Source organism: Xanthomonas sp. NCPPB 2586 (assembly GCF_041475775.2).
In the GTDB taxonomy this organism is placed as follows: Bacteria; Pseudomonadota; Gammaproteobacteria; order Xanthomonadales; family Xanthomonadaceae; genus Xanthomonas; species Xanthomonas campestris.
Genome location: NZ_CM192981.1, coordinates 4895907 through 4908084, shown reverse-complemented (window position 1 = coordinate 4908084; position 12178 = coordinate 4895907). Strand labels below are relative to the sequence as shown.

The 12178-nt window shown below is 58.9% G+C and carries 4 protein-coding genes, 2 tRNA genes, 3 rRNA genes and 1 other RNA gene; 8 read left to right on the top strand and 2 right to left on the bottom strand.

Annotated features, from left to right (window positions below):
• The first annotated feature begins 786 nt into the window (after positions 1 to 786).
• The 6 genes from ACCQ09_RS21510 (at position 787) to mutM (ending at position 7313) form a co-directional block, all read left to right on the top strand.
• A 16S ribosomal RNA gene (locus ACCQ09_RS21510) occupies positions 787 to 2333 on the top strand.
• Positions 2334 to 2427: 94 nt separating this feature from the next.
• Positions 2428 to 2503 (top strand) — tRNA-Ala (locus tag ACCQ09_RS21505).
• 19 nt (positions 2504 to 2522) lie between these two features.
• Positions 2523 to 2599: transfer RNA gene (locus ACCQ09_RS21500), tRNA-Ile, on the top strand.
• A gap of 227 nt (positions 2600 to 2826) precedes the next feature.
• Positions 2827 to 5709: ribosomal RNA gene (locus ACCQ09_RS21495) — 23S ribosomal RNA — on the top strand.
• Between the two features lie 127 nt (positions 5710 to 5836).
• Positions 5837 to 5951: ribosomal RNA gene (rrf, locus tag ACCQ09_RS21490) — 5S ribosomal RNA — on the top strand.
• Together the 16S, 23S and 5S rRNA genes with 2 tRNA genes alongside form the textbook arrangement of a ribosomal RNA operon.
• A gap of 546 nt (positions 5952 to 6497) precedes the next feature.
• Entirely contained in the window at positions 6498 to 7313 is an 816-nt protein-coding gene (gene mutM / locus ACCQ09_RS21485; RefSeq protein WP_040942130.1) for a bifunctional DNA-formamidopyrimidine glycosylase/DNA-(apurinic or apyrimidinic site) lyase, read from the top strand.
• A gap of 211 nt (positions 7314 to 7524) precedes the next feature.
• Here the strand turns inward: mutM and ACCQ09_RS21480 are convergent.
• Positions 7525 to 7599: non-coding RNA, sX9 sRNA (locus ACCQ09_RS21480), on the bottom strand.
• A gap of 348 nt (positions 7600 to 7947) precedes the next feature.
• On the opposite strand from ACCQ09_RS21480, the gene ACCQ09_RS21475 reads away from it, so the two are divergent.
• Positions 7948 to 9066 carry a DUF4380 domain-containing protein gene (locus ACCQ09_RS21475; protein WP_040942129.1) on the top strand — a complete coding sequence of 373 codons (1119 nt, stop codon included), beginning with the start codon at positions 7948 to 7950 and terminating at the stop codon, positions 9064 to 9066.
• 72 nt (positions 9067 to 9138) lie between these two features.
• Positions 9139 to 10740, top strand: coding sequence for an OpgD/OpgG family glucan biosynthesis protein (locus tag ACCQ09_RS21470; protein ID WP_011039214.1), 1602 nt, complete (start codon positions 9139 to 9141; stop codon positions 10738 to 10740).
• 26 nt (positions 10741 to 10766) lie between these two features.
• Here the strand turns inward: ACCQ09_RS21470 and ACCQ09_RS21465 are convergent, their stop codons facing one another.
• Positions 10767 to 12014, bottom strand: coding sequence for a GAF domain-containing sensor histidine kinase (locus ACCQ09_RS21465; protein ID WP_011270100.1), 1248 nt, complete (start codon positions 12012 to 12014; stop codon positions 10767 to 10769).
• Between the last annotated feature and the right edge of the window lie 164 nt (positions 12015 to 12178).

Genomic DNA, 12178 nt, shown 5'->3' with positions numbered 1-12178 from the left:
TCCTTGCGGGAGGGCAGTGCATTCTTACCGAGCACGTCGGCGTCTTGCATCTCTCTAGAGGGTGCATCTCTCTCTATGGCGCGCACTCCCAAGAACAATGTTGCACGACAGAAGGGCGCTGCCAGTTACCTGCCCAGCTGCAGTCACCAGTTCGTACAGCGCGTGGCAACACGCTATCGACGGCCATGCGGCCTATCAGATCAAGAGGGCGTCAAAAAATGCTTGCACTTCTGCGCAGGCTCGATAAACTGCGCGACCTCGCTCAGGACGGCGGCGCTTCTCGAAGCACTGCAGCAACGAACGAGGCGAATCGGAGACACCACAAGGTGTTGACGAAACGGAAAAGCCGGCTATGATGGGCGGCTCGCTACACGGAAAGACGCTACGGCGGATTGAGGTGCAGCGGCGGCAACTTCCTCTTCACGAGGGGTTGACGAGGATGAAAAGCCTGCTAATATGGCCGGCTCGCTTCGCAGAAAACCTACGGGTCGAAACGAAGCAGCGTCAACCACCTCGGAAACAAGGTGTTGACGGCAAGAAAAAGCCCGCTATAATGGGCGGCTCGCTTCGACGGAAACGACGAAGCTGACGGGAACGGCGCTGAGGCCACTTCCCAATGTTCTTTGACAGTGTGCGCAGGTAATTTGTGCGGACGCCTGCAGGAAGGATGATTGTCCATCTTGCAGACGTTTAATCAAAAAGCAACATATTAATTGCTTTGCAAGCGATAAGTTGTCAGTGGTTGAACTTCTGCAGCTAAAGTATTTGTCTTCGGACATGTAATTTTAAGTGAAGAGTTTGATCCTGGCTCAGAGTGAACGCTGGCGGCAGGCCTAACACATGCAAGTCGAACGGCAGCACAGTAAGAGCTTGCTCTTATGGGTGGCGAGTGGCGGACGGGTGAGGAATACATCGGAATCTACTCTTTCGTGGGGGATAACGTAGGGAAACTTACGCTAATACCGCATACGACCTACGGGTGAAAGCGGAGGACCTTCGGGCTTCGCGCGATTGAATGAGCCGATGTCGGATTAGCTAGTTGGCGGGGTAAAGGCCCACCAAGGCGACGATCCGTAGCTGGTCTGAGAGGATGATCAGCCACACTGGAACTGAGACACGGTCCAGACTCCTACGGGAGGCAGCAGTGGGGAATATTGGACAATGGGCGCAAGCCTGATCCAGCCATGCCGCGTGGGTGAAGAAGGCCTTCGGGTTGTAAAGCCCTTTTGTTGGGAAAGAAAAGCATTCGGTTAATACCCGATTGTTCTGACGGTACCCAAAGAATAAGCACCGGCTAACTTCGTGCCAGCAGCCGCGGTAATACGAAGGGTGCAAGCGTTACTCGGAATTACTGGGCGTAAAGCGTGCGTAGGTGGTGGTTTAAGTCTGTTGTGAAAGCCCTGGGCTCAACCTGGGAATTGCAGTGGATACTGGGTCACTAGAGTGTGGTAGAGGGTAGCGGAATTCCCGGTGTAGCAGTGAAATGCGTAGAGATCGGGAGGAACATCCGTGGCGAAGGCGGCTACCTGGACCAACACTGACACTGAGGCACGAAAGCGTGGGGAGCAAACAGGATTAGATACCCTGGTAGTCCACGCCCTAAACGATGCGAACTGGATGTTGGGTGCAATTTGGCACGCAGTATCGAAGCTAACGCGTTAAGTTCGCCGCCTGGGGAGTACGGTCGCAAGACTGAAACTCAAAGGAATTGACGGGGGCCCGCACAAGCGGTGGAGTATGTGGTTTAATTCGATGCAACGCGAAGAACCTTACCTGGTCTTGACATCCACGGAACTTTCCAGAGATGGATTGGTGCCTTCGGGAACCGTGAGACAGGTGCTGCATGGCTGTCGTCAGTTCGTGTCGTGAGATGTTGGGTTAAGTCCCGCAACGAGCGCAACCCTTGTCCTTAGTTGCCAGCACGTAATGGTGGGAACTCTAAGGAGACCGCCGGTGACAAACCGGAGGAAGGTGGGGATGACGTCAAGTCATCATGGCCCTTACGACCAGGGCTACACACGTACTACAATGGTAGGGACAGAGGGCTGCAAACCCGCGAGGGTAAGCCAATCCCAGAAACCCTATCTCAGTCCGGATTGGAGTCTGCAACTCGACTCCATGAAGTCGGAATCGCTAGTAATCGCAGATCAGCATTGCTGCGGTGAATACGTTCCCGGGCCTTGTACACACCGCCCGTCACACCATGGGAGTTTGTTGCACCAGAAGCAGGTAGCTTAACCTTCGGGAGGGCGCTTGCCACGGTGTGGCCGATGACTGGGGTGAAGTCGTAACAAGGTAGCCGTATCGGAAGGTGCGGCTGGATCACCTCCTTTTGAGCATGACGTCATTCGTCCTGTCGGGCGTCCTCACAAATTACCTGCATTCAGAGATTCATACCGGCACAGGTCGGTATGCGAAGTCCCTTTTGGGGCCTTAGCTCAGCTGGGAGAGCACCTGCTTTGCAAGCAGGGGGTCGTCGGTTCGATCCCGACAGGCTCCACCATATTGAGTGAAAAGACTTCGGGTCTGTAGCTCAGGTGGTTAGAGCGCACCCCTGATAAGGGTGAGGTCGGTAGTTCGAGTCTACCCAGACCCACCACTCTGAATGTAGTGCACACTTAAGAATTTATATGGATCAGCGTTGAGGCTGAGACATGTTCTTTTATAACTTGTGACGTAGCGAGCGTTTGAGATATCTATCTAAACGTGTCGTTGAGGCTAAGGCGGGGACTTCGAGTCCCTAAATAATTGAGTCGTATGTTCGCGTTGGTGGCTTTGTACCCCACACAACACGGCATGTAACTCCGAGGCAACTTGGGGTTATATGGTCAAGCGAATAAGCGCACACGGTGGATGCCTAGGCGGTCAGAGGCGATGAAGGACGTGGTAGCCTGCGAAAAGTGTCGGGGAGCTGGCAACAAGCTTTGATCCGGCAATATCCGAATGGGGAAACCCACTGCTTCGGCAGTATCTTGCAGTGAATTCATAGCTGCTTGAAGCGAACCCGGTGAACTGAAATATCTAAGTAACCGGAGGAAAAGAAATCAACCGAGATTCCCTGAGTAGTGACGAGCGAACGGGGAACAGCCCTTAAGCTGGAATGGCTTTAGAAAAACAATCTGGAAAGATTGGCCATAGAAGGTGATAGCCCTGTATTTAAAAGGGCCACTCCAGTGAAGACGAGTAGGGCGGGGCACGTGAAACCCTGTCTGAATATGGGGGGACCATCCTCCAAGGCTAAATACTCCTGACCGACCGATAGTGAACCAGTACCGTGAGGGAAAGGCGAAAAGAACCCCGGAGAGGGGAGTGAAATAGATCCTGAAACCGTGTGCGTACAAGCAGTAGGAGCTCGCAAGAGTGACTGCGTACCTTTTGTATAATGGGTCAGCGACTTACTGTTCGTGGCAAGCTTAACCGTATAGGGGAGGCGAAGGGAAACCGAGTCTGATAAGGGCGCATAGTCGCGGGCAGTAGACCCGAAACCGGGTGATCTAGTCATGGCCAGGGTGAAGGTGCCGTAACAGGTACTGGAGGCCCGAACCCACGTCTGTTGCAAAAGACGGGGATGAGCTGTGATTAGGAGTGAAAAGCTAATCGAACCCGGAGATAGCTGGTTCTCCTCGAAAGCTATTTAGGTAGCGCCTCGGACGAATACTACTGGGGGTAGAGCACTGTTATGGCTAGGGGGTCATCGCGACTTACCAAACCATTGCAAACTCCGAATACCAGTAAGTACTATCCGGGAGACACACGGCGGGTGCTAACGTCCGTCGTGAAAAGGGAAACAACCCAGACCCACAGCTAAGGTCCCAAATTCACTGCTAAGTGGAAAACGATGTGGAAAGGCATAGACAGCCAGGAGGTTGGCTTAGAAGCAGCCACCCTTTAAAGAAAGCGTAATAGCTCACTGGTCGAGTCGGTCTGCGCGGAAGATTTAACGGGGCTAAGCAGTGAACCGAAGCTTGGGGTGCGTAAAACTTCGGTTTTATGCGCGGTAGAGGAGCGTTCCGTAAGCCTGCGAAGGTGGATTGAGAAGTCTGCTGGAGGTATCGGAAGTGCGAATGCTGACATGAGTAACGATAATGCGGGTGAAAAGCCCGCACGCCGAAAGCCCAAGGTTTCCTTGCGCAACGTTAATCGACGCAGGGTTAGTCGGTCCCTAAGGCGAGGGCGAAAGCCGTAGTCGATGGGAAGCAGGTTAATATTCCTGCACCTCGCGTGAGTGCGATGGAGGGACGGAGAAGGTTAGGTGTACCGGGCGTTGGTTGTCCCGGGGAAAGGCGGTAGGTTTGGATCTTTGGCAAATCCGGGATCCTTTAAGACCGAGCACCGAGACGAGCCTTTATGGCGAAGTCACTGATACCACGCTTCCAGGAAAAGCTCCTAAGCTTCAGCTCACGAAGACCGTACCGTAAACCGACACAGGTGGGTAGGATGAGAATTCTCAGGCGCTTGAGAGAACTCGGGTGAAGGAACTAGGCAACATGGCACCGTAACTTCGGGAGAAGGTGCACCCTTTTTGGTGGCTCATGCGAGCTATAGCTGAAGAGGGTCGCAGAAACCAGGCCGCTGCGACTGTTTATCAAAAACACAGCACTCTGCAAACACGAAAGTGGACGTATAGGGTGTGACGCCTGCCCGGTGCTGGAAGGTTAATTGATGGGGTCAGCCGCAAGGCGAAGCTCTTGATCGAAGCCCCAGTAAACGGCGGCCGTAACTATAACGGTCCTAAGGTAGCGAAATTCCTTGTCGGGTAAGTTCCGACCTGCACGAATGGCGTAACGACAGCGGCGCTGTCTCCACCCGAGACTCAGTGAAATTGAAATCGCTGTGAAGATGCAGCGTTCCCGTGGCAAGACGGAAAGACCCCGTGAACCTTTACTATAGCTTTACACTGAACGTTGAGTTCGTCTGTGTAGGATAGGTGGGAGGCTATGAAACTGTGGCGCTAGCTGCAGTGGAGCCAACCTTGAAATACCACCCTGTCGTGCTTGACGTTCTAACCTAGATCCGTTATCCGGATCAGGGACCGTGTATGGTGGGTAGTTTGACTGGGGCGGTCTCCTCCTAAAGAGTAACGGAGGAGCACGAAGGTACGCTCAGCGCGGTCGGACATCGCGCACTGTGTGCAAAGGCATAAGCGTGCTTGACTGCAAGATCGACGGATCAAGCAGGTACGAAAGTAGGTCTTAGTGATCCGGTGGTTCTGTATGGAAGGGCCATCGCTCAACGGATAAAAGGTACTCCGGGGATAACAGGCTGATACCGCCCAAGAGTTCATATCGACGGCGGTGTTTGGCACCTCGATGTCGGCTCATCACATCCTGGGGCTGTAGTCGGTCCCAAGGGTATGGCTGTTCGCCATTTAAAGTGGTACGCGAGCTGGGTTCAGAACGTCGTGAGACAGTTCGGTCCCTATCTGCCATGGGCGTTGGAAGTTTGAGAGGGGCTGCTCCTAGTACGAGAGGACCGGAGTGGACGAACCTCTGGTGTTCCGGTTGTCACGCCAGTGGCATTGCCGGGTAGCTATGTTCGGAAGCGATAACCGCTGAAAGCATCTAAGCGGGAAGCGCGCCTCAAGATGAGACTTCCCGGGGCACAAGCCCCCTAAAGGAACCATATAGACTATGTGGTTGATAGGTCAGGTGTGTAAGTACAGCAATGTATTGAGCTAACTGATACTAATGATCCGTGCGGCTTGACCATATAACCTCAAGTTGCCTTGGTCCCAACGAACGTTGGTAGATCCGCAAACGCAAGCTACGTCACAAGTTAACTATGCGAGACTGGGCGCCTTAATCCGTTTCTTGGATGGCGACGCTCCAACCGTCTCCCTGGTGAAATTAGCGCTGTGGAACCACCCGATCCCATCCCGAACTCGGAAGTGAAACGCAGCTGCGCCGATGGTAGTGTGGCTCAAGCCATGCGAGAGTAGGTCATCGCCAGGGGCTTTACCCGAAACCCTCAGTCCAACAGGACTGAGGGTTTCTTTTTGCCTGCAATTTGACCAAAGACATATCCATGGGCGAGAAGATGGCCGTAGGCGACGCGCTCGGTCCTAGCGCTTTAATGCTGACTCGGCTTGGACACGTTTGCTTTAGGTGTTGGTCTTGGTATTGGTGCGCAGCGTCCAGCGACAGAATGCATGTGGTGAGGCCGCATGGATCGACCGTTTCTTAGTCCGCTTTGCTGCTCAGCCTGGCGTTATGCGTAAGCGCTATGCGTGAAACATTGGCCTCTTCGGCACGGGGTAATAGGCATTTACTGACGCTGCTGCACAGATGAGTGGTGCGCCTAGCAACTGCGATGTCTAAGTACATTTCTGCAGTAGCCGCCACGTGCCTAGATCACTTGGCAGGGCCGGTAGGCGGCTGAAATCTGCTGCTGCATTCGGGGACCCAGGTCCGCTCATACCGGCCACAGTATTTGTGTTTGCCTGCCTGCACCACCATGTGGTGTGCTCCGGTCTATTGCCGTGAGTCGAGTCGATCTGCATGCCTGAGCTTCCCGAAGTCGAAACCACCCTACGTGGACTGGCCCCGCACCTGGTGGGGCAACGCATCCATGGCGTGATCCTGCGGCGGCCTGACCTGCGGTGGCCGATTGCAGAGCAGATCGAACAGTTGCTGCCAGGCGCCACGATTACCGATGTGCGTCGGCGGGCGAAGTATCTGCTGATCGATACCGATGCAGGCGGCAGTGCCGTGCTGCATTTGGGGATGTCGGGCAGCCTGCGGGTTCTGCCGGGCGATACGCCACCACGTGCGCACGACCATGTGGATATCAGCCTGCAGAACGGGCGTGTCCTGCGGTTCAATGACCCACGCCGCTTCGGTTGCCTGTTATGGCAGCGCGATTGCGAAACGCATGAGCTGCTGGCCAGCCTTGGGCCCGAACCATTATCTCCCGCATTTACGGGCGATTATCTGCACGCATTGGCACGCGGTCGCCGTGCGGCGGTCAAGACCTTCTTGATGGACCAGGCGGTGGTGGTTGGCGTTGGCAATATCTATGCGGCAGAAAGCCTGCATCGCGCAGGAATCAGCCCGCTGCGGGAAGCTGGCAAGGTGTCGCGGGAGCGCTATCGGCGGCTGGCGGATGCGGTGAAGGAAATCCTGGCCTATGCAATCCAGCGCGGTGGAACCACGCTGCGCGATTTCATCAGCCCGGACGGCGCGCCCGGTTATTTCGAGCAGGAACTGATGGTGTATGGCCGCGAAGGCGAAGCCTGCAAACACTGCGGTCGCGAATTGAAGCACGCCACAATCGGCCAACGCGCCACGGTGTGGTGCGCGGCTTGCCAGCGCTAGCTGCCGCTCAAATACAAGCAGTAACGCGACGGAGACAAGCATCACTTCGTAAGCGGCTAATCGCTGCATAAACATCGCCGCTTCGACTCTTCCTGAAATCTGTCGAATCATCAACTGCATCCACCATGTCACTTCGTAAGCCGCTACCTGCGGCATAGACAGAGCAGCATGGCTTCCAGCTAACGCCTGTCTGTATCACGCGACCAAGAGCGGCTGACAAAACGTAGCGAGCAGTCGTCAGGTGGGTGTGGACGGCACGGAGGAACCGGAATGTACGTGGGTACATGCCGATTCCGAGCACCGGCCGCGCCCGCCTGGCGGCTGCGCAGTCGTTTTGATAGCTGCTCTAAGTCCACCACTGGCACGTTGTAAGTCGCGAGCCGCAGCGTAGACACAGCGGCCTCCAGCTGAGGCCTGCTGGCATTCGCCAAGGCATTCCATCGCATCACTTTGTAGAACCGTCAGCCGCTGCATAGATGTGCAGCGACGCTTCCATCTAATGCGTGTCGGCATCGCATCTACGTTTCGCATTATTCGGTGCTTTGCCAGTTGCACCTGCAGACATCGGCAGCACTCGCTCCTGCAGCGCACTTGCTGGTGTGCTGCGCACCAGCGCGCCACAATTGGCTGATCGATGGATGCGGAGTTGGGCATGGCGAAGCTGGTGCGCTTTCCTGTGGTGGCGGTCGTGGCGGGACTGCTCGTGTTGCCCTCGGCGGGCAGCTGCGCAGACACTGCAGCGCGTAAGATGCCCCCCGCCATCGAACGCCTCACGCTCGGCAACGAGGTGATCGAAGTGACGGCCACGCCGTCGTTTGGTGGGCGGATCCTGGCGTTTCAGCTGCGGGGCCAGCCGAGCGTGCTCAAGCTCGGTGCGGCGGTGGAACAGCAGCCGGCACCGCAGGTATCGGACACTGCAGGCGATATCGCTTACCTGGGGCATGACGTCTGGGTTGGCCCGCAAAGCCACTGGTGGCTGCATCAACAGGTCAATCCGCAGCGCAAGGCAGCAGGTGCGGTGTGGCCACCGGACCCGTATCTCTCGCTGGCGACGACGCGGGCCACAACGCACGACGCGACGCAGCTGGTGATGGACGGCGTGCCCAGCCCGGTGACCGGCGTGCAACTGCGCAAGCGTGTGGCCCTGTCGCCGTCGCGCCCGGACACCATCGACGTGCAGGCCACCGCCCGCAACATCCGCACCGAGCCGCTCAGCTGGGATCTGTGGTTCAACACACGTGTGGCTGCAGATACGCGGGTGTTCGTGCCGGTGGCGGACGCGGCCGATCTACGCCTGCAACCACCCAGCGATCCCGGTACCGTCGCGCCGCGTTATCAGCTTGAAGGTGGCCTGTTCGTCTTGAGTGCCGACACCCGCGCGGACACGTTGATCCAGCGCGGCAAGCTGCTGCTGCAGCCGTCCGCTGGCTGGATGGCTGGTTTTGCCGGCACGCAGGTGTTGGTGATTCGCTTTGCGCACCAGCCGAAGGCGCGTATCCATCCCGAACAAGGACAGGTGGAACTGTATCTGGACGCGCCCCCGCAGCACCCCGAACACGGTCTGCTGGAAATGGAGGTGCACGCGCCGTATCGCACGCTCGCGCCCGGTGCCGACATGCAGGCGCAGGAGCAATGGACGCTGCTGCGCTATACCGGGCCCAACGAGCGGCAGGCGCAGCGGCAATTCCTGTGCAGCAAGGCGCAGGAGCTTGCGTTGACCAATGCCTGCGCCGGTTCGCCTGCGGTGCCCTGAGTAGCGCATAACGTCTGTGCCGGGCGTTGGTGTGGCTATGATGTAGCCCACACCACCGATCAGATCCAGCGCATGCAACGACGCCACTTCCTGAAGAATGCCGCCGCCGCCCTGGCTGCGCTCGGTTTGCCGGCGCTGCCGCCGTGGGCGCTGGCTGCCAAGGCAGTGGGGCTGCGTCGCCTGGGCCAGCCGCAGCCGTTCGACTATGCGTGGCTCAAGGGCCAGGCGCGTGCATTGGCCAAGGCGCCCTACAAAAGCCACAAGCAGGTGCTGCCTGGCCCGCTGGAATCCTTGAACTGGGATCAGTACCAGTCGATCCGCTACCGCCAAGATCACGCATTGTGGGCCGACGGCAATGGCAAGTTCCAGGCGAAGTTCTTCCATCTCGGCCTGTACTTCCACACGCCGGTGCACATCTACGACATCGTCGATGGCAAGGCGCAGCAGCTGGCGTACGACCCGGCGGCGTTCGATTACGGCCGCAGTGGCCTCGGTGGCAAACAGCTGCCCAAGGACCTGGGGTTTGCCGGCTTCCGGCTCAACACACGCAAGGATACCGACCGCGATTTCTCCGCGTTCCTGGGGGCGAGCTACTTCCGTGCGGTAGGCAAGGAAGGCCAGTACGGGCAATCGGCGCGCGGGCTGGCGATCGATACCGGCACCGGTGGGCCGGAAGAATTTCCCGATTTCATCGCCTATTACCTGGAACAGCCGGCCGACGATTCGGACACGGTGGTGGTCTACGGCTTGCTGGATTCGCCCAGCGTGTCCGGCGCGTACCGCTTTGCCATCACCAATGGCGAGGTACTGGTGATGGATATCGACAGTGCGTTGTATCCGCGCAAGGCGATCGAGCGGCTGGGCATCGGCCCGTGCACGAGCATGTACCAGACCGGCGAGAACGACCGCCGCATGGACTGGGACTGGCGCCCAGAAATCCACGATACCGATGGCCTGGCGATGTGGACCGGCGGCGGCGAGTGGATCTGGCGGCCGCTATGCAATCCGCCGCACCTGCGTTTCAACATGTTCGTGGACGAGAACCCGCGCGGCTTTGGCTTGCTGCAGCGCGATCGCAATTTCGATCATTACCAGGACGACGGCGTGTTCTACGAGAAGCGCCCGTGCCTGTGGGTGGAGCCCAAGAGCGGCTGGGGCAAGGGCTCGGTGCAGTTGGTGGAGATCCCCACCGTGGACGAGACCTTCGACAACATCGTGGCGTTCTGGAACCCGCAGGCCAAGCCGCAGCCGGGGCAGGAACTATTGATGGGGTACCGCTTGTACTGGGGTGCGCACCCGCCGGCCAGTTCGCCGCTGGCGCATTGCGTGGCCACGCGCACCGGGCTGGGCGGCATCGTGGGCCAGAAACGCAGCCATTTCTCCTGGCGCTTTGCGGTGGATTTTGCTGGCGGTGAACTGGCTGCGCTTGCAAAGGACCCCAAGGCCAAGGTCGAAGCGGTGCTGCAGGTGTCGCGCGGCACCACCGAGATCGTCTCGGCGCGGCCGCTGCATGAGCTCAAGGGCTACCGGGCGATGTTCGACCTGGTGCCGCCGGATGAGGGCACCCAGCAGATCGACATCCGTCTGTTCCTGCGCGCCAACGGTAAGCCGTTGACCGAAACCTGGCTGTACCAGTGGACGCCGCCGCCGGCGAGCGAACGCAAGATCTACTGACCTGCGTTGCCCGGACCTGGCCGTGCCTAGGCCGGGGTCGAGCGGTTGTCGACCAGCTGCATCCGTGCACGTGGGCGCTGGCAGGCCAGCTCCACGTGGAAGCAGGTGCCGTCCTTGCCGCTGGTGATGCGCAGCTCGCCCTGATGGGCCTGCGCGATCTGTGCGGCCATGTGCAGGCCCAGGTCGACCTCGGGCAGGGCACGCCCGGCGGTATGCACATGCGTGGAGGCGTGCAGGACGTCCAGCCGGCGTGGTTCGATGCCGTCCAGGTTGCAGACTTCGATGCGCAGCCGGCCCTGTTCGGTAACTGCGATGGCCTTGATCAGCGAGCTCTGCTGGCCTTGCACCACTGCGTTGATCATCAGGCTGCCGAACATCTGCGCCAGCCGGATGGCATCGCCATGCACCGGTTCGTCGATGGCCACATGCGCGGAAAGCACCTGGTTGGGATAGGCGGCGCGGGTTTCGTCCACCACCTGCGAGAGCGCATCGAGCAGGTCGCTGCCGTTGCCATAGTCCAGCTGCAGCCAGTCGCGTTCGATGCCGCGGGCGAAATCGCTGGCGAAGTCGATCAACTCTTCCATGCGCCGCAGGCTGCGCTGTAGCGAGCGGATGGCGCCGCCCTGGCGCTGGCTGAGTTGGTCGATGGACAGCATGTCCACCACCGCATGCATCGATTGCAGCGGGTTGCGCAGGTCGTGGCCGAGGATGCCGATGAACTCTTCGCGCAGCCGCGCCGAGGCGCCGACCCGTCCGAGTTCGCTGCGGGCTTGCCGCGATTCCAGCGCGCTCTGTTCGGCGCGGAGTTCGGCCTGGATCTGCGCGCCCAGCAATTGCGCGAGCAGTTCGATCTTCTCCACCAGCGGCGCATCCATCACGCGCGGCTCCGGATCCAGCGCGCACAAGGTGCCGAACACGCTGCCGTCGTCGAGACGGATCGGCACCGACACATAGCTCTCGAAGCCATACAACTTGGGCGAGGGATGGTCGCGGTAGACCGGGTGCTGCGAGGCATGGCCAAACGACACCGCCTGGTTACGCAGGCGCACGCCATCGCAGAACGTGGTGGCCAGCGGCAGTTCGTCGCCGGGCTGCAGACCGAAGGCGAGCGTGTCCTGCACCTGGCAGGTGACCCAGCGCGCATCGGTGACCCGGGCAACCGCGGCAAAGCGCATGCCGGTGAGGCGGGTGAGGATGGTCAGCACATCGGGGACCGACGACAGCCGGCCAACACGCGCGACATCGGCGTGCAATTCGGGAGGAAGCTGACCCATGCGTTTCTTCCCGGACCGTGATGCACGCAGTTTACAGGAGCCCGGTTGCGTCCGGTTGTGAGGGCGCGGCGTTGCCGGCGCAATCGCGTGTGGTGGTCTGACGATTGGTATAACGCGCGGAGACGGCGGTATGTCGCCTGCTGTTGGCAGCTACCGATGCTGCG